We start from the raw sequence: 19137 nt of genomic DNA on the forward strand, positions 1-19137 counted from the left end.
AAAAAAAGCCGACCCCGGGGTCGGCTATTTCTGTTTTAGCTCAGCGGATGTTCATCCAGCCAGTGCCGGGCAATGGCTTCCCGGGTGGTCACCCATACCTTGTCGTGCGCCAGCACATGATCAACAAAGCGTCGAAGTGCGGCCAGCCGAGCCGGCCGGCCCACCAATCGACAATGCAGCCCGATGCTCAGCATCTTCGGAGCTGACTCGCCTTCTTCGTACAGCACATCGAATGCATCACGCAGGTGACTGAAGAACTGATCACCGCTGTTGAAACCCTGAGGCGTTGCGAAGCGCATGTCGTTGGTATCCAACGTGTAGGGCACCATCAGCAAGGGGCGGCTGTAGTTCAGGTCGTAATACGGCAGGTCATCGGCATAGCTGTCGGCGCAATACAGAATATCGTCGCGCTCGGCGATCAGCTTAAGGGTATTGGGCGAGGTTCGACCCAGGTACCATCCGGCTGGCGTCGTGCCGGTCATGGCGCGGTGAATATCCAGCGCCCGCTCCAGATGCTCGCGCTCAACCGATTCAGGGACATGCTGATAATGAATCCAGCGGTAACCGTGGGAGGCAATTTCCCAGTCGGCTTTGAGCATGGCTTCCACGGCCTCGGGGTTGCGCTGCATGGCCATGGCCACACCAAACACCGTCACCGGAATGTTTCGCTCGGTGAACAAACGATGCAGGCGCCAGAACCCGGCCCGGCTGCCGTATTCGTAGAGGCTTTCCATGCTCAGGTGCCGGTCTGCGTACGACTCGGCCCCAACAATTTCAGACAGGAACCGTTCGGATTCGCTGTCACCATGCAAAATGCACTGCTCGCCTCCTTCCTCATAATTAATCACAAACTGAACCGCCACCCGGGCGTTACCGGGCCAATTGGCTTTCGGCGGGTGGGCGCCATACCCAATCAGGTCTCTGGGGTAGGAGGGATCAAAGGTCGGGTGATTCACACACATCTCCTGTATTTCTTGAGTCATTTGCGACGAACATGCAAATATTTAGGCACGAATCAGACCGCTAAACAATTGTTAACTCATGAAACTGGGAGCTTGCCCACGATGTTCAACGCTACTGGCCTCGGAGACGCGTCTCCTTCGATCGTGGTCTGCGCTCCACACCGGCCACCCTCTCTGAAGCCAAATCAACCAAACCAGCTTTTACCCCTGGCGGGTGACGACCTTCACCGACTGGTTCAGGGCAGCGGCAATCACTGGCGCAAAATCTTTAACCTCTACGCAAAACTGCTGCACGGATTAACCCCGCGGGAACCCGACTGGCAAACCTGTCGCGAACAGCGCCTGCTGCAAGCCGGCTCGGCATGTGCATTGGTGTTTGAACACAAGTGGGTCCCTGAGCCAGGGCAGCTTTGCGTCGTGATGGGCCAAACTTACGGACGCTCACTGGGCTGGCTGGCAGATGATCAGGTGTTGCCCGCTGTGCATCCCTTTGTTCAGCACCCGGAACAGGCGGTGATCGTAACACCCTATTTCGACTACCGGCCGCTTTCCAATGCGCGTCTGGCATCACTTGTACAACTCATAGCAACAGCGCATCCGCACTGGCTGGCGGCGTTTTCAGAGCGATCGCACCAATTTAGTGCACACTAGATAGCCCCTTAGCCAAAGCCTATCCGCGCAAGCGGCGGAGAACCGCCGGCCAACTGAGACTTTACCTTTCCTGACCAGTCGGTCATATTATGGCCTTGAACTTGCTATGAGTTTGGCCATAACAATCGATTCACAATGAGCAGGCCATGCTCTCAGAAACAGCAACCGACATCACAACGAAGAGCGCCCGGGTTATGCCGCCGGGTTGTCTTTGCGAGGCGCTATGACCGACTTTCTATTAAATCGCCAGCCCGTGACTCTGGCCAAGACCGACCCCGACCTTACGGTCCTGGACTACCTGCGTGAGCAGGCGCATCTGACCGGCACCAAAGAAGGCTGTGCCTCCGGCGACTGTGGCGCCTGTACAGTGGTGGTTGGCGAACTGACCGATCAGGGCATGCGCTACCGCAGCCTGAACAGCTGCATAACCTTCGTGCACAGCCTCCATGGCAAACAGTTACTCACTGTTGAACACTTGGAACAGGAAGGTGCCCTGCACCCGGTACAGCAGGCGTTGGTGGAGCACCATGGCTCTCAGTGCGGGTTCTGTACACCGGGCTTTGTCATGAGCCTGTTTGCGCTCTATCACAGCGATGTGGCACCCAGCCGAGAGGCGGTCCTAACGGCGCTGTCGGGCAACCTCTGCCGCTGCACCGGTTACCGCCCGATTATCGATGCGGGCATGGCCTTGCTTGAACAGCGTCATGGCGATGCCTTCAGCGCTCAGATCGCCGACATTGAAGCCGAGCTGAGAAGTCTGGAAACGCCGGTGTTACCAGAAGAAACAAAAACTGACCATACGGTCGGTTTCTGGCAACCCAAAACCCGTCAGGACCTGGCCAAAGCTCGGGCACAGGCACCGGGCGCACGATACAGTGCTGGCAGTACCGACCTGGCACTGGAAAAGACTCAGCGCCTGGCCAACCTGAACGCCCTAATTGACCTGAGCCAGGTCGCTGAATTGAACCACATCAGCGTTGACGACAAGGGCCTGCACATCGGTGCTGCTGTCAGCTACACCGATCTCGAACCGGCCCTGCTGGCAGATTACCCCGAAGCTCGCGAATGGCTCGAGCGCCTCGGGTCGCGGCCAATCCGGAATCGGGGCACCCTGGGTGGCAACCTGGGCAATGCGTCGCCGATTGGTGACACGCCACCGCTGCTTATTGCATTGGGAGCAACCGTCACCCTGAGCAACGGCCAGACCGAACGCACACTGCCGGTCAGCGAACTGATTACCGGCTACCGCCAGACTGTTCTGGCCGACGATGAATGGATCGACACCATTCATCTTCCCCGCCGCCAGCCTGGCAGCCAACTGCGAGCCTATAAAATATCGAAACGCTTCGAAGACGATATCTCAACCGTTTGCGTGGTGTTCTATCTGGAGACCGACTCGAACGACACCGTCACCTGTCTGCGCGCGGGCTTCGGTGGCCTGGCGGCGACGCCCCTGGTGCTGGCCGACTGGCAAAACCAGCTGGTCGGGCAGCACTGGCCAACCGTCGCCGTTGACGCCACCAGCCAGACGCTCGCCAACGCCCTGGCCCCCATTGATGACGTTCGCGCCAGTGCCCGTTACCGAGTGCAGGTTACCGCCAACCTGTTCAGGCGGTTTCATCTTGAGACAACCCAGCCGGATACCCGCACCCGGGTGCACATTCATGGAGGGTTAAACCATGCGTAAGCTGACCGAATCCCGTTTGCCGGAAGCCGTGTCACAGGGCCATCGCGGTGCCTCAGTCGCCCACGAAAGTGCCGCCCGCCAGGTCAGTGGCCTGGCCCGTTATGTCGACGACCTACCGGAACCGGCCAACCTGCTGCATGCGGCGGTAGCTCTGTCGGATGTTGCCGCCGGCACCCTGAACTCGCTCGACATCAAAAAAGTCGCCACTGCTCCTGGGGTCGTCGCGACACTGACGCTGGCCGACGTGCCCGGCCACACCGACATTGGTGCCGTTTACCCGGGCGACCCCGTCCTGGCTGATGGCCAAATTCTGTTTCATGGCCAGCCACTCTTTGCCGTCGCCGCTGAAAACATCGAACAGGCGCGCCAGGCCACCTTACTGGCCGAGTGGAACATCACTCCGGGTGACGCCGTTCTAACGGTCGATCAGGCCCGGGCCGCTGAAACCTATGTCGGCGATACCGTTCAATTTCGTCGCGGCGATGCGCTGGCGGCTCTGGCCAGTGCCACTCACACCACCAGTGGCGAAATCCACATCGGCGGGCAGGAACATTTTTACCTGGAAGGCCAGGTAAGCCTGGTGATTCCCGAAGAAGACGGCGGCATGCTGGTGTACACCTCCAGCCAGCACCCGAGTGAAGTGCAAAAACTGGTGGCCGAGGTACTCGGCATTCCGTTCAGCCAGGTTACCGTTGATGTACGTCGTATGGGCGGTGGTTTTGGTGGCAAGGAGACTCAGGCGGCGCAATGGGCCTGCATCGCCGCGCTGCTGGCCCGCAAAACCGGGCGTGCAGTCAAACTTCGCCTGCCCCGCAGCCAGGACATGACCACCACCGGCAAGCGTCACCCCTTTGTTAACCGCTGGACACTCGGCTACGACGAGTCGGGCCACATTCAGGCGGCCGATATCGAGGTTAACGGTCTGTGCGGCTTCTCTCCGGACTTGTCGAACGCCATTGTTGACCGGGCCATGTTTCATGCGGACAACGGCTACTTTCTGAATGACGCCCATATCACCGGCTACCGGTGTCGCACCAACACGGCATCCAACACCGCTTTCCGGGGTTTCGGTGGTCCCCAGGGCATGATGACCATCGAAGCGGCCATGGATGGCATCGCCCGTAACCTGGGTGAAGACCCGCTGACCATCCGCAAGCACAACCTGTATGGCGACGAGGGTCGCAATGTCACGCCATACCACATGACGGTGACCGACAACATCCTGCCCGAGCTGATAGACCGGCTCGAACGCAGCGCTGACTACTGGGCACGTCGCGATGCCATTCGCGACTTCAATGCGCGCAGCCCCATCATTAAAAAAGGCCTGGCGCTGACGCCGGTCAAGTTTGGCATTTCCTTCACCGCCAAACACCTGAACCAGGCCGGTGCGCTGATCCATCTGTACACCGACGGCAGCATTTACCTGAACCACGGTGGCACCGAAATGGGCCAGGGCCTGTTTACCAAGGTGGCGCAAATTGTCGCCACTGAATTTTCGGTGCCGCTGGCCACGGTTCAATCGTCGGCCACGCGCACCGACAAGGTACCCAACACCTCGCCTACAGCGGCGTCGAGCGGCACCGACCTGAACGGCGCAGCCGCCCAGAATGCGGCCCGCACCATCAAGCAGCGGCTGGTCGAATTCGCCACAGACCATTACCAGGTGCGCCCGGATCAGATCGAGTTTAATAACGGCCAGGTTCAGATTGGCGAACACCGGCTGACCTTTGCCGACCTGGTGCAAACGGCCTATATGAACCGGATTTCATTGTCAGCGACAGGCTATTACCGCACCCCGAAACTGCACTGGGATGCCGGGACCGGCAAAGGCCGTCCGTTTCTGTATTTCGCCTATGGCGCTTCTTGCTCGGAAGTCACCATCGATACGCTGACCGGCGAATACGCCGTCGACCGGGTCGACATCCTGCACGACGTCGGTGACAGCTTGAATCCGGCCATAGACATCGGCCAGATTGAGGGCGGCTTTATTCAGGGCATGGGCTGGCTGACCACCGAAGAACTGAAGTGGAACGACGAAGGCCGTTTGTTGTCGAACAGCCCGGCGACCTACAAGATTCCGTCGATCGGCGATACGCCCCCGATCTTCAACGTCGATCTCTTTGACCAGCCGAACCGGGAAGACACCGTCTTTAAATCGAAGGCCGTGGGCGAACCGCCGCTGATGCTGCCGATCTCGGTCTGGTGTGCGCTGCGCGATGCCATCGCCAGCACCGCTGACTATCGCGTCAACCCGGCCCTCAACACCCCGGCCACGCCCGAACAGGTTCTGTTCGCGCTGGAACAACTGGCCGACCAGGCACGGGAGGCATCATGAGGCATCATCATCGCTGGTACGACGCCCTGCACGAAGGCCAGCACAACCGCGAACCGCTGGTATTGGTGACGGTACTCAGCACCGCGGGCTCCACGCCGCGAGATGCCGCTGCCAAAATGGTCGTCACCGCCGCTGAGCATTTCGACACCATCGGTGGTGGCCATCTTGAATTCAAAGCCATAGAGCGGGCCCGCGAACTGCTCAACACCGGTAGAAACGCGACCGAAGTCGAAAGCATCAGCCTCGGCGCCAGCCTGGGCCAATGCTGCGGCGGTGCCACCCAATTGTTGTACGAAGTGCTGGTCCCAGTCGGTCAGCCGCTGCTGGTGTTCGGTGCCGGCCACGTTGGCCAGCACCTGATGCCGATTCTGGCACCGCTCGACCTTAACCTGCACTGGGTCGACCCGCGACCGGACTGGCTGGCCCAAAACACCGACGCCCGCATTCAGCGCGAAGCGCTGGAACACCCGGCAGACGCCATGGCTGATGCGCCTAAAGACGCCTGGGTGCTGATCATCACCCACAATCACCAGCTGGACTTCGAGTTGGTGCAGGCCGCCCTGAAGCGGCCAGACATTGGCTACATCGGGCTGATCGGTTCCGACACCAAGGCTCGTCGTTTTCAGCAACGCCTGGCGCACCGTGGCTGGAGCGACAGTGATATCAAACGAGTCATCTGTCCTGTGGGTTTGAGTGCCGTACCTGGCAAGCAACCGGCAGAAGTGGCTGTCTCCATCGCCGCGCAACTGCTGAACCGCTTGCACGCAGAGCGCACGGCAGACTCTGGCAAGAAAACCACCGGTCTGAACTGGAAAACCGGTCAGGCACTGGGCAGCCCCAATGCCGATGCGGCCATCGAAGCAGCTCAAAAGGAACAGAACGCATGACACTGGATGAACTGAACAACGCCAGCCCACAGGAACGGGCCGACTTTTTCCACAGCCAGTGCGCTGCCGTACGCTGGGTGGAACGGATGACACAGAGTGCCCCGTTCGCCAGCAAAGAGGCCGTTCTAAGCGCCGCCAGAGACCACTGGGCTACGATGAACGAGCGCGACTGGCGGGAGGCCTTCGACGGTCACCCGATGATCGGCAATATGGATTCCTTGCGTGCCAAATACCAAAGCAGCCGCGGCCATTCCAGCCAGGAACAGTCGGGCGTTGACGGCGCCAGCGACGAGACCTTGCAGGCGCTCGCCGACGAAAACCAGGCCTACCTGGACCGGCACGGTTTCATTTTTATTGTCTTTGCCAGCGGCAAAAGTGCCGATCAGATGCTCGATCAGCTGCGCGCCCGCATCAATAACTCGACCGAACAGGAACTGAAACTGGCCGCCGCCCAACAATTGAAAATCACCTTGCTCAGGCTGGATACCCAGCTCACTGACGCCTAACAACAAGGAGCACAGCATGAGTCATACCCTTTCGACCCATGTACTGGATACAACACTCGGGCAACCCGCACAGGGCTTGAAGCTGACGTTAAAAGACGATCAGGGCCAGGTCATTGCCGAAGGCCTCACCAACGAGGACGGTCGTTTCAAAGACTGGCCAACAGAAGGTTTTGAAAGTGGCGTCTATGAGCTGACTTTCCACACCGGCGACTACCTGAACCGTCAACACGGCCAGGCTTTTTATCCCAAAGCCAGCATCTGTTTTGAGTTGGCCGGGGCCGATGCGCATTTCCACGTGCCTTTGCTGGTCAGCCCCTACAGCTACTCAACCTATCGCGGGAGTTAACCGATGGACGTCTTTTTTGCCGACTGGGTCAGCCTGCTGTTGCGCTGGTTTCACGTCATCGCCGGCATCGCCTGGATCGGTGCATCGTTCTATTTCATCTGGCTCGACAACCACCTGACCGACCCGCCCCAGTGGAAAAAAGACAAGGGCATCGGTGGCGATTTGTGGGCCATTCATGGTGGTGGTTTCTACGAAGTCGCCAAGTACAAGGTCGGCCCCACGGAGATGCCCAAAGAACTGCACTGGTTCAAATGGGAGGCGTACACCACCTGGATCACCGGCATGTTGCTGCTGACCTGGGTTTATTATTTTGGCGCTCAGGCCTATCTGATCGACCCGGGTGTGCGCGAACTCAGCACTGGCGCAGCGGTTGGCCTGGGCCTGCTGTACACCGCAATAGGCTGGCTGATCTATGAAGGCCTGTGCCGCACGCCCCTGGTGGAACACAAGGCCTTTGGCGCCGTATTGTTCATTCTCGGGACGGGCATGGCCTGGCTGATGACCGAAACCTTTTCAGGCCGCGGCGCTTACATTCACATGGGTGCTCTAATCGGCACCATCATGGCCGCCAACGTCTTTGTTAAGATCATTCCCGGTCAGAAAAAGATGGTCGCTGCTGTCGCCCGCGGCGAACAGCCCGACAGCAAACCGGGCCTGGTCGGCAAACAACGCAGCGTTCACAACAACTACCTGACGCTGCCGGTTATCTTCATCATGATCAGCAACCACTATCCGATGACCTATCAGCACAGCCTGAACTGGCTGATTCTGATGGCGCTGATTCTGATCACCGTGGTCGTTCGCCACTATTTCAACCTGGCCCATCGGGGCATCCGCAAACCCCTGATCCTGGTCGTTGCCAGCCTGGCCTTTGTCGCCGTGGCGGGCGCCCTTTCCTGGCCCGGCACTCCCCAAAAGACCACCGTAGACAGCAGCGATAACGGAGCACCAGTGCTCAGCGACGAGCAAGGCCTGGCTCTGATCATGGAAAAATGCGGCACCTGCCACAGCCGGGAACCGTCAGATAGCATGTTCCCAACAGCGCCTTCGGGCGTGGTGTTCAGCAATCTCGATGACGTCGAACGCTGGGCCAGCCGCATCCATGCCCGCACCGTGGTCACCAGGGACATGCCATTCATGAACCGCACGGAAATAACGGATGAACAACGTCAGGCGCTGGGCGACTGGTTAAATAGCCGGTTTTAAGTCAGAATCGGGGGTTATAGGATCTGCATTGCCAGTTAAGGCAATGCAGGCCAACATTCACTGGCAACCCCAAGGTTTTGCTCACGCATCGCATGAACCCACAAGATCCATGGCTGGAACGCATTAAGGCGGTAACCCTACCGGCCTTGTTGCCACAAACCTCCTTACCCGGACCTTCTGCCCCCCTGATGGACTGGATCAAGGTGGTGAGTGAGGATCCGTTGTTGGCGATGCTGATTTTTCGCTATGCCAATCGCATGATGTCGAACCGGCAGGTACTGGTGCGCACGCTGGAACATGCGGTAGCCCTGATCGGCTCACAGCGGTTGATCAAACTGACCGAAAGCATTCCCCGACTCGACCCGGGCAGCACCGCCTTTTCCGGTTTGCAAAGCACGGTGGGTGATAGCCTGGTTGCTGCCAGTCTGATGCGGCAATGGTTCGAAATGCGGCAAATTCCCTGGACCGAAGCCGACTATTGGATGACCCTGTTTTACGACGTCGGGCTCTGGGCACTCTGGCTGCTCGAACCGCAAATGATGGACGGCTTTGAGTTCCGAGCCGAACGCGGCGAAAACCGAAACAAGCTGATCGAAGGGATGATTGGCATGTCGGTGCGCGACTGGAACGATGAGTTGTGCCGCCATTTCCAGTTGCCCGCCATACCGGAAACCAATACTAACGAAGAAAATGAACACATCGAAAACCGCATCCAGCCGCACAAACTGTCAGCGCTGAAGTTCTTTCTGCCGTTCAGCCATGAGCTGGCATACCAGGTTCGCCAGAACTGGGAGTCCGAACAACTTGATACTCTGTTCCGCACGGGCGAGATTGCGCTCGGCCTGACGGAATTCCGGCCCATGCTGAAAACCTGGATCACCTCTGCTGCGCGGGACTACCAGTTGCCCCAGGCCGCCACAGCCGCACGACGCCTGCTGGCGCATCAGCCGCCGGTGAGTACTCAGGGCGCCGCCCAGCGGGAAGGCTTCAGCGAGGCCGACCGGGCCTGGGCTGAAGAAATCAGCCAGACCTACGCAACACCACACACCCGCAAAGAGGCCCCCGAAAAGCCTTCACCCCAGCCTGCCGCCGCTAAGCAACCGGCAAAACACACCCGCCCGGAAGCGGACAACAAAGCGTCGGGCGAGACAACCTATCGGCACAGTGTCAACCTGAACAGCCTGCGTGAAGTGCGCCGTCAGTTTCGCAATCAGAAAACCTGGCATTCCCCGGTCGAGATACAGGAAAGCGCACTGTTTTGCCTGCAACAAAGCCTTGGTCTGCACCGTATCGTCGTTATGGAGCAAACCAAGGGGCAATGGCAGGCCTTTGACCACGAAGGCTGCGATCACTACCTGCTGCTCAAACACCTTAAACTGCCGATTACCGGCAGCAGTGCCCTGCAAGAGTTCAGCCGCCGGGTCACCGCCGCTTGGCTGCGCAAAGACAATCGCGCCAAAGCCCGGAAGCAACTGCCGGACGCCCTGTTCAAAGCCGCAGACGACCAGGACTTTTTTCTGCGTTCGTTTACCATAGGCCGTGAGGTCACGATGATGATCTACGCCGATGCCAAAGGCGACCCAGAACCCCTGGGCGAGTCGGATTACCGCCTGTTTCGCGAATTCTGTGCCGACTGGAACACCGCCCTGAACCGGATACGTCAATGACTTTAAGCTTGAAAGACCGCCTGTTTGTAGCCAGCCAATACATTGCTCCACACCATGCCCTGTCGCGCCTGGTCGGGGCCTTGGCCGAATCGGAATGGGGCCCGCTAAAACGGCGTTTTATCAGTACCTTCGCCAAACACTACCAGGTGAACATGGAGGAAGCCGAGCGTCCCAGTCTGGACGACTACCGCAATTTCAACGACTTTTTCACGCGTGCACTAAAAGCAGAAGCGCGTACCTTTCCGGCCGACACCCGCGCCCTCTGTTCACCGGTGGACGGCAGTGTCAGCCAGGCGGGCGCCATCACCGATGGCCGCATCATTCAGGCCAAACGGCAAAGTTTCACGGTCACTGAATTGCTCGGCGGCGATGCCGAACAGGCCCGTCGCTACAAAGACGGCGAATTCGCCACCCTCTACCTGTCGCCAAAAGACTATCACCGCATCCACATGCCCTGCGACGGCACCCTGGTGCGCACAACCTTCGTTCCGGGCCGCCTGTTCAGTGTCAACGGCACCACCGCCGAGGCCGTTCCGCGCCTCTTTGCCCGCAACGAGCGACTGGTCTGCGAATTCGACACCGAGCGGGGCCGTATGGTGATGGTACTGGTCGGCGCCATGATCGTGGCCAGCATTGAAACCACCTGGGCGGGCGTAGTCGCCCCGATGCGACGCCAGATCCAGCACCAGAACTACAACAACCCAAAGCTCAATTTCAAACGCGGCGAAGAAATGGGGCGGTTTAGGCTCGGCAGCACGGTCGTCATGCTGTTTGAAGCCAACACCCTGGCCTTGAAAGAATCAATCTCTCCAGGAGAACCAATCCGTTTGGGACAGTCACTGGAAAAAGTTAACTCCTAGTTTTCGAAGTTGGCACCGATTCAAGTGCAGGCTGCCGGGTAGACCTTTCCGAGGTAGTCCGCAGTATGGATCGGTCCGACGCCTCGGCTGCGGCCTAGGCTCCATGGAGGGATTCACGCCGAGCGATGTGTCGCACCACTCGGAAAGGTCTACCCGGTGGCCTGCACGAATACTGGCAACCAGCCCACCAAGAGGGCAACCAGTGTAATATCGACGAATCGCGGTAAAGCAGCCCAAATCCGGGTTTTCAAAACCGGTTTAACGGGGTATCCTGCGCCGCTCAACGAATTTGCCGGATCCATAATGACCGAACAAAACGCGACAGACACCGAAGCAGCTCAGGCGCCGGCCAAACGCAAAACCGATGCCCAGCGCAAGAAAGAATTCGACGCCAACCGGAAGGCCATGGATGAGCTCTGCGAGCTGTATCCGGACGCGTTTAATCCGCGCAAGCCCAAGCCGCTGAAAATTGGTATTCACGAAGCCCTGGCTGAAGATGGCAAGCTGTCAAAGACCCGGATTCGTCGTGCCTTGAACGTCTATGTTCGGTTGCGCAGCTACTACGCCTGCATGCAGGAAGGTGTCGACCGCGTCACCATTGACGGTACACCGGCCGGCCAGGTTAGCGCTGAAGATGCGGCCCACGCCAAAGAAAAGTTCGACGCCATAGAAAAGCGCCGGGCCGAACGGGCCAAGCAACGGCCGCAAGCCGCGAACCGCAAGCCCCGTGCCGACGGTGACAAGCCTGAGACGGCTCGCAAGCCTCGCGGCGCGCGCCCAAACAAGCCACGCAAAGACAGTCGCGCTGCACCGGCCAAAGCACCAGCCGCTCCGGAAGCCGCCAAGCCAGAAGATTCCCTACCGCCCGAAGACCGTATGAAGCGGAAATTGGAAATGCTGGTCAACAAGACCAAAAACTGAGGTCGGCTTCCGACCCAGCTCAGGCCACCGGGCTCAGGCCCGGTCGGCATCAAACGGCAACACCTGCCGAATATGGGTTTTCCCCAGCACCACCATCAACAACCGATCCACACCGAGCGCCACGCCCGCGCATTCCGGCAAACCAGCCTGCATCGCCGCCAGCAACCGCTCATCGACCTGGGGTTCAGGCAAGCCCTGAGACTGTCTCAGTAGCGCATCCTGCTCAAAACGCCGTCGTTGCTCTTTCGGATCCGTCAGCTCCCAATAGCCATTTGCCAGTTCCATACCCTGCCAGTAAAGCTCAAACCGGTGACCCAACTCGACACCCTCACAGGTATGCGTACGCGCCAGCGCGGCCTGACTGGCCGGGTAGTCGGTAACAAAGGTCAATCGATCCGGTGACAAACCCGGCTCGACCACCAGGGCCATCAAGGCATCCAGACAGGCATCCCGATCCCAGCCTGCCGTATTCGCACTCAACTTAAGAGCGGTTACTTGCTGTAACGCCTGCAGAGACGCCCGATGCGGGTCCGGTAGCCCGGCACTTACAAATGCGTCCTGGTAACTCAGTACCGTCGACACCAGAGCGCCCGAGCCTCCGGCTGCCCGGTGCACCCACGCACACAAGGCCGCCACCTCTTGCATCAGCTGATGGTGATCCCAACCCAGCCGATACCATTCCAGCAGCGTGAATTCCCGGTTGTGGCGCGCTCCGCTCTCGTCGGCCCGGAACACATGGGCCAGCTGATAACAGTCGCCCATGCCCGCGGCCAAGAGGCGCTTCATCGGATACTCGGGAGACGTCAGCAAGAAACCACCGTCTGCCGTACGCAGATTGTGAACGTGCACGTCCGTCACACCCGCGGCAGACAGTACCGGCGTATCCACCTCTAGCACCTGGCGGTCAGCAAAGAACTGCCGAATCGCCGCCATGAGCATGGCACGACGATGCAGGGTGTCGATATCGGCCGTTGGTGCCCATTCAATCATGACCTACCCCGTGAACGCATGTTTTGTCCTGGCTATAACCAAAAAAACCGCCACGAAGGCGGTTTTTGACCATTCAAAGCCCCGATTTACTGCTTGGCGCGGCTAATGTACTCGCGGGTTCGTGTGTCCACCCGGATGATTTCACCCTGGTTGATGAACAACGGCACCTTCACCACGGCACCGGTCGCCAGCGTTGCCGGCTTGGACCCGCCGGTGGCGGTATCGCCTTTCAGACCCGGGTCGGTTTCGACGATCTCCAGCTCAATGTGGTTCGGTGGTGATACCGAGATGGGGGTGCCGTTAAACAGGCAGACAACGTACTGTTCCTGCTCTTTCAGCCAGTCTTTGGTGTCGCCAACCGCCGCTTCATCGGCTGGAAGTTGCTCAAAGGAGCCATCGGTCTTCATGAAGTGCCAGAACTCGCCATCGCTGTAGAGGTACTCCATATCGATGTCCAGGACATCGGCGGCCTCGATGGATTCGCCGGACTTGAACGTACGCTCCCAGACCCGGCCGGTCTTCAGGTTTTTCAAACGGACCCGACTAAAGGCCTGACCTTTACCGGGTTTAACGAATTCATTCTCAACAATCGCGCAAGGGTCTCCTTCAAGAAGAACCTTCAGACCGCTTTTGAATTCACTGGTAGAATATGTGGCCATTAACCTTTTCCTGCTAAATGCACTGTTCAAAGAGGCGCTATGTTAACTGAGTTTAGCTCCGGTGTGGACTCCCCCCTGATCATTTCCAGCTCCAACCAATCCGAACCTGGGTCTGCAACCTGGCAACAGCAGCTGAAAGCAGCTGTGCGTTCGGTGCCGGAGTTGCTGCAACGGCTGGATCTGACCGGTCATCCCATCGCTGGCCGCGCCGATTTTGAACCACAGTTCCCGCTCAGAGTGCCGTTGTCCTACGTCCGCCGCATGACACCGGGTGACCCTAATGACCCCCTGCTGTTGCAGGTGCTGCCGCTGACCAGCGAGCGCCAGCCGAGCGCCGGCTTTGTCGACGACCCCCTGCAGGAGCAGGCACATAACCCGGTACCCGGACTGGTGCACAAATACCAGGGGCGGGCCTTGCTCATAACAACGCAAGCCTGTGCCGTGCATTGCCGTTATTGCTTTCGGCAACACTTCCCCTATGCGGAAAACCGGCTCACCGCCCGGCAGTGGCAACCGGCGCTCGACTACGTGCGCGAACGACCCGACATTCAGGAGATCATTCTCAGTGGGGGAGATCCGCTCAGCCTCGACAACAAAGCGCTGGCCGAGCTGATAACCGCGCTAGAGCAGATCCCCCACCTGAAGACGCTGCGGCTTCACAGTCGCACGCCCATCGTGCTGCCTGCCCGCATCGACGCCGGGCTGCTCGACCTTCTGGCAACGACCCGGTTGAACACGGTTCTGGTGCTACACGCCAATCATGCCCGGGAACTGAACGAGGAGCTGCATCCGGCTCTGGCTGCCTTACGTACCACTGGAACAGTTCTGCTGAATCAAACGGTCCTGTTAAAAGGCATCAATGACCAGGTCGATACGCTGGTTGACCTCAGCCACGCCTTGTTTGGCCAGGGAGTGTTGCCTTATTACCTGCACGTGCTGGATCCGGTCGCCGGTGCAGCGCATTTTGATACAGCGGACGAAGATGCCCGGCAGCTGTGGCAGCAGATGCAAGCTCAACTGCCAGGCTATCTGGTGCCCCGACTGGTACGGGAAGTACCCGGCGATGACCACAAACGGTGGATAAACAAGGCTTGAGCAGCCAGGCCAGCACCAAATGTGAGGCCCATCACATAATCGACTGTCATAAAAAGGGCGTAAATTGCCGTTTTTCTGTCAGCTACTGGTTCCCATAGGCGCCATAGGCCGTTAATCTACCGTTGTATCGGGTCTAAAACACTGGACGACACAGGGTGCGCCAGCCCGCACCAGACAGGCCAACAAGTACCGTGGCAGCATCAATGACATTGACACCGCAGCAACACGACTATACTTCGGCAAGACACTGGGTAGAGCACTGAATGGATTACAGGCCGAAACACTATCTCAATATTCCGCAGCAGACCCTGACGACCCTGTCATTCTGTGAACCCAACGCCCGCCAGCTCAAGGCGTGGGTCACGGGCTTACCAATGGCTAACATTGGGGAAACGTCGCGCCAGCTCTACCATGCTGTCATCGAATTCAATCAGTTACGTATCAGTGATGCCTCGCGCCTCGAACTGATGGATATGGTGCGCGACCCCATTCATTACGTGTGCAGCTCGCTGAATCAGAAATACCTGAATCAGGGCGTGGCGCTCGATGACCAGCAACGCAAGGTCGCCAACCTGGCCCAGGCGCTGCAAACCCACCTGGCCACCGGCTATAAGATCATTGTTCAGCACATGCTGGCGCAGGGCACCATCAAGCAAAAGGCTCTGATGGCCAAGGCCGTTCATCGGACGCTGAGCGACCTGATCCCCAGCTTGCTGCGTTCCTACCAGCTGTATATCCCCACGCCAACCGGGTTGTGGCGCGAGATACACCAGCTGTACCAGATCGCATCGGCATTCAATCTGCACACCACGCCCATCGAAGAAAACGAACAGGGCAAGCGCTCCAACATACAGGAGGTGTACCTCAGAGCCGTGTTGCTCGGTACCAGCCAGCCAAACCAGCTGCTGCAGCGTGAACTGACCGATGTATTCGCAGCCCTGCCCCGCTGGACGCCGCTGCTCGACATCGATGATGTGGCCGATGAAAAATCCGTTCTGGTGATCAACCCGGAAACCGACCAGCCACCCCAATACAGCTATCTGATCAAGCAAGCCAATTTCTCGGAATACCTGGGCATCAATACGCTGCCTCTGGTGAGGCCTCTGCATGACGAGCTTAAACGCGCTCAAGCCTCCGCGGGGGTTGAAGAAAAAGCCCCCAGCCGTATTTTGCCCAAAGATTTTAACCAGGCCTTGCTGGAGCATCTGGTCCAGTCCTGGGGTGGCATGAAACAGCGTGCGTTTTCGCGCACCCAGTCCAGCGGCAAGGTATCGCTCACCGTCGGCCTGACCGGAACACACTTTCATATGTCTGGTGGAATAGGCTTCTACTCCCAGCTTTACGGGCAGTCCGCAAATGCCGAAAACCCCTTTATTGGTGCCGTAAGCTCGCGCTTTGCGGCGTTTGAAACCAAGGCCGTACAGTCCCAGAAAGACGTATGGGAAGAGTCGTTCGATGCCGGTCAGCGACGCATACCCGGCAGCGAAGAGGATGCGATCGAATTTCCACAGGACGCACAGGAAGACCACCCCAGTTATTCCGGCTTGCTGGTCAACGTAAGCCCGCGCGGCTATTGCATTCAGTGGACCGACAAGGCCGCCAGCAACCTGAAAACCGGTGAAGTCGTTGCTGTCAAAGAAGAGAAACTGCAGCACTGGAACCTGGGTGTTGTGCGCTGGCTGCGCCAGAGCAAGGACAGCGGCACCCAGATGGGTGTTGAACTGATTGCACCGAACAGTCAGCCTTGCGGTATTCGCCAATTGCACAAAACCGGCGCGCACGGCGACTACCTGCGCGGCCTGTTCATACCGGAAATCCGGGCAATCGGTCAGGACGCCTCAGTATTGACCCCGCGTTTGCCGTTTCAGGTAGGCAACAAGGTCACCATCAATATCTCGGGGAATGAAGGCAAGTATCAGCTCACCAAACGCATTCTGAGTACCGGCATTCTCAGCCAGTTCCAGGTACGCAAGGTGGCGCACAAACCGGCCGAGCCCGAAAAGAATCAGGCCATTGGTGCTGACGACAGCTTTGAAAGCCTCTGGCGGCAACTCTGACCGCCGTTGCTGAACTTGGGCACTGGCCTGCGACTGAGCACTGTTTGTGCCACAAAGCGAGACGGTGCTCTCAGCCTGAGCCAGCCAATCCCAAAAAAACAGCGGTGTGGCTGTCAAGATCGACCGTTCGTCACTATACTCAGACCCCTAATCTAAAAACTTTGTCGCGACAGTTGATTTATGTCTGAAAGTAACGCAAGCGCCATCCGACTTCTGGTAATCCATGACACTCAAAGTGAAGCAGAACCGCTGCTCAGCAGCCTTCGTAATGCTGGCCAGGCCGTTCGCTCCCACTTTATTGCCAGCCTGAGTGAACTGGAAAGCGTTTTATCGGAACAGCATTGGGATATGTTACTGGTCAAGCTGGATACCCAGACCGTTGACCCGACAGCCGCTGTGGCCACCATTCAACGGGCCGGCAAAGACCTGCCCATTCTGGCACTGATAGAAACCTACGATGCCGATCGCATCGGCGAGGCACTGGCTACCGGCCTGACCGACGTATTGGTTGAAGGTGAAGAGCAACATCTGGTCAGCGCGGTTAAACGGGAAAAAGCGGCGCTGAAAGCCCGCCGTGAACTGCGCGAGACCCGAGCCAGCCTGCAGGAAACCGAGAAGCGCTGTCAGTTACTGCTCGACAGCTCTGTCGATGCCATTGCCTATGTTCATGAAGGCATGCACATCTACGCGAACGAAGCCTACCAGACCCTGTTCGGCTACGACGACCTCGAGGAACTGCAAAGCACTCCGATCATGGATCTGATCGCCCGCAAAGACCTCGACAAACTCAAAAGCTCGCTGAAAACCTATCGCGACGGGTCAACCGGTGAACTGACGTGCGTTGCCGAGCACGTCAATGGTGAGGCGTTTAATATTCGCATGACACTGTCGGGGGCGAGCTATGAAGGCGAGCCCTGCACCCAGCTGGTCATACGCCGCAACGATGCCGACAACGAAGAACTGCAGGCCAAGATCAAGGAAATCAGCTCACAGGATCTGGTAACCGGGCTCTATAACCGCCAGCACTTCACTGACGCCTTGAAAACGGCCTATCAGCAAGTTTTGAAGTCCAACACCAGCCAAATAGTACTGCACATCGGCGTTGCCAACTTCAGTGATCTGAAAACCAAAGCCGGTATAGCCGGCACCGACGTTATTCTGAAAGAGCTGGCCGAGGTGTATGCCCAGTACCAGCCAGCCGAGTCATTGCTGGCTCGCTACGGTGACGACAGCTTTGCGTTGCTGCTGGCCCAGGGCAATATCGACAACATCAAAGCCGACGCTCTCAAGGTACGCAAGGAAATCGCCGATCATCTGTTTGAGGTCGATGGTCGCACTTTGCCTGTCGACGTGGCCTTCGGCATCGCACACATCGACGAGCGCTGCCAGAGTGGCCAGGAGGCGCTGAGCCATGCGCATCAGGCCTATACGCGCGCCGTTCATGAAAAGACCGGAGTGCAATATTACGATAAATCCGACATCGCCAATCTGTCGGACGACAACCTGGCCGGCAAAGTCGACCACGCCCTTGAGAACGACGGTTTCCGCATTCTGTTCCAGCCGATCATCAGCCTCAGAGGCGACAGCCGGGAACATTACGATGTATTGCTGCGTCTGGTTGACAAAGACGGTACCGATGTCCTGCCGGAAGAGTTTCTGCCGCTGATCGAAGCGCGAGACCTGGGCGCAAAACTCGACCGTTGGGTGGTGCTGAACACCATCAAGACGCTGGCTGAGCATCGCAAGCGTGGCCACAATACCCAGGTCTTCATTCATCTGACGCCCAGCTCGATTCAGGACCCCACCTTCCTGCCCTGGGTTAACAGTGCGCTAAAGGCCTCCAAGCTCCCCGGTGATGCATTGACCTTCCAGGTCACCGAAGAACAGGCCCAAAGCTACCTGAAAGTCGCCAAGGCTTTCAGCAAGGGCCTGGCACTGCTCAAGTGCAAGCTGGCGCTAACCCACTTCGGTCTGATTGAAAGCGGCCTGTCGGTGACGCGTCACCTCGACATCGACTACATTCGCGTCGACGGCAGTTTTATTGAAGCGCTGACGTCGGACGACAAAGCCATGGCCCCGCTGGAAACCCTGGTCAATGCGATCCACAAGCAGGACATCAACTCCATTGTCCCGCAAATCGAAAGCGCGGAAGTCCTCGCCTCATTGTGGGAGCTGGGTGTCAATTACATTCAGGGTTACTACGTTCAGGCACCGCTGACGGGCATGGACTACGAGTTCGATGCCAACGATGAAGAAGAGGCGGTCTGATAAGTCACGTTTCGGAGGTTAAACCTTTTGCTGCTAATCC

The 19137-nt window shown here is 58.3% G+C and carries 16 protein-coding genes; 13 read left to right on the forward strand and 3 right to left on the reverse strand.

Going from position 1 to position 19137, the window contains the following annotated elements; genetic code table 11:
• Nucleotides 1-35: 35 nt before the first annotated feature.
• Nucleotides 36-956 carry an allantoinase PuuE gene (puuE, locus tag EP166_RS07470; protein ID WP_246026229.1) on the reverse strand — a complete coding sequence of 307 codons (921 nt, stop codon included), beginning with the start codon at nt 954-956 and terminating at the stop codon, nt 36-38.
• A gap of 108 nt (nt 957-1064) precedes the next feature.
• Here puuE and EP166_RS07475 point away from each other — a divergent pair, with 108 nt between their 5' ends.
• From EP166_RS07475 to EP166_RS07520, 10 genes are all read left to right on the forward strand, one after another.
• Nucleotides 1065-1613, forward strand: coding sequence for a DUF6942 family protein (locus EP166_RS07475; protein ID WP_127556129.1), 549 nt, complete (start codon nt 1065-1067; stop codon nt 1611-1613).
• 223 nt (nt 1614-1836) lie between these two features.
• The gene (gene xdhA / locus EP166_RS07480; protein WP_127556130.1) at nt 1837-3300 is read left to right on the forward strand and encodes a xanthine dehydrogenase small subunit; all 1464 of its coding nucleotides are present in this window, start codon (nt 1837-1839) and stop codon (nt 3298-3300) included.
• Nucleotides 3293-5635, forward strand: coding sequence for a xanthine dehydrogenase molybdopterin binding subunit (xdhB, locus tag EP166_RS07485; RefSeq protein WP_127556131.1), 2343 nt, complete (start codon nt 3293-3295; stop codon nt 5633-5635). The genes xdhA and xdhB overlap by 8 nt, the downstream gene beginning before the upstream one ends.
• The gene (xdhC, locus tag EP166_RS07490; protein ID WP_127556132.1) at nt 5632-6522 is read left to right on the forward strand and encodes a xanthine dehydrogenase accessory protein XdhC; all 891 of its coding nucleotides are present in this window, start codon (nt 5632-5634) and stop codon (nt 6520-6522) included. The genes xdhB and xdhC overlap by 4 nt, the downstream gene beginning before the upstream one ends.
• Entirely contained in the window at nt 6519-7028 is a 510-nt protein-coding gene (gene uraD / locus EP166_RS07495) for a 2-oxo-4-hydroxy-4-carboxy-5-ureidoimidazoline decarboxylase (protein ID WP_127556133.1), read from the forward strand. Before xdhC ends, uraD begins: the two co-directional genes overlap by 4 nt.
• Before the next feature lie 16 nt (nt 7029-7044).
• The gene (uraH, locus tag EP166_RS07500; protein WP_127556134.1) at nt 7045-7374 is read left to right on the forward strand and encodes a hydroxyisourate hydrolase; all 330 of its coding nucleotides are present in this window, start codon (nt 7045-7047) and stop codon (nt 7372-7374) included.
• Nucleotides 7375-7377: 3 nt separating this feature from the next.
• Nucleotides 7378-8580 carry a urate hydroxylase PuuD gene (locus EP166_RS07505; protein ID WP_127556135.1) on the forward strand — a complete coding sequence of 401 codons (1203 nt, stop codon included), beginning with the start codon at nt 7378-7380 and terminating at the stop codon, nt 8578-8580.
• A gap of 92 nt (nt 8581-8672) precedes the next feature.
• Nucleotides 8673-10247, forward strand: coding sequence for an HDOD domain-containing protein (locus EP166_RS07510; protein ID WP_127556136.1), 1575 nt, complete (start codon nt 8673-8675; stop codon nt 10245-10247).
• Nucleotides 10244-11107, forward strand: coding sequence for an archaetidylserine decarboxylase (asd, locus tag EP166_RS07515; protein WP_220432499.1), 864 nt, complete (start codon nt 10244-10246; stop codon nt 11105-11107). The genes EP166_RS07510 and asd overlap by 4 nt, the downstream gene beginning before the upstream one ends.
• 303 nt (nt 11108-11410) lie before the next feature.
• On the forward strand, nt 11411-12028 hold the full coding sequence (locus EP166_RS07520; protein ID WP_127556137.1) for a ProQ/FINO family protein: 618 nt from the start codon (nt 11411-11413) through the stop codon (nt 12026-12028).
• Nucleotides 12029-12061: 33 nt separating this feature from the next.
• On the opposite strand, the gene epmA is transcribed toward EP166_RS07520, so the two are convergent.
• Both epmA and efp read right to left on the reverse strand, forming a co-directional pair.
• Nucleotides 12062-13018 (reverse strand): EF-P lysine aminoacylase EpmA, encoded by a 957-nt coding sequence (gene epmA / locus EP166_RS07525; protein WP_127556138.1) that lies wholly within the window; start codon nt 13016-13018, stop codon nt 12062-12064.
• Nucleotides 13019-13104: 86 nt separating this feature from the next.
• Nucleotides 13105-13677: an elongation factor P gene (gene efp / locus EP166_RS07530; RefSeq protein ID WP_127556139.1), complete on the reverse strand. Its 573-nt coding sequence runs from the start codon at nt 13675-13677 to the stop codon at nt 13105-13107.
• 39 nt (nt 13678-13716) lie between these two features.
• Here efp and epmB point away from each other — a divergent pair, with 39 nt between their 5' ends.
• The 3 genes from epmB (at nt 13717) to EP166_RS07545 (ending at nt 19097) form a co-directional block, all read left to right on the forward strand.
• Nucleotides 13717-14772 carry an EF-P beta-lysylation protein EpmB gene (gene epmB, locus EP166_RS07535; protein WP_127556140.1) on the forward strand — a complete coding sequence of 352 codons (1056 nt, stop codon included), beginning with the start codon at nt 13717-13719 and terminating at the stop codon, nt 14770-14772.
• Nucleotides 14773-15035: 263 nt separating this feature from the next.
• Nucleotides 15036-16829 (forward strand): hypothetical protein, encoded by a 1794-nt coding sequence (locus EP166_RS07540; RefSeq protein WP_127556141.1) that lies wholly within the window; start codon nt 15036-15038, stop codon nt 16827-16829.
• Between the two features lie 180 nt (nt 16830-17009).
• The gene (locus EP166_RS07545) at nt 17010-19097 is read left to right on the forward strand and encodes an EAL domain-containing protein (protein ID WP_127556142.1); all 2088 of its coding nucleotides are present in this window, start codon (nt 17010-17012) and stop codon (nt 19095-19097) included.
• The last annotated feature ends 40 nt before the right edge of the window (nt 19098-19137 follow it).

The sequence above is a fragment of the Saccharospirillum alexandrii genome, from assembly GCF_004000275.1.
Taxonomy (GTDB): Bacteria; Pseudomonadota; Gammaproteobacteria; order Pseudomonadales; family Natronospirillaceae; genus Saccharospirillum; species Saccharospirillum alexandrii.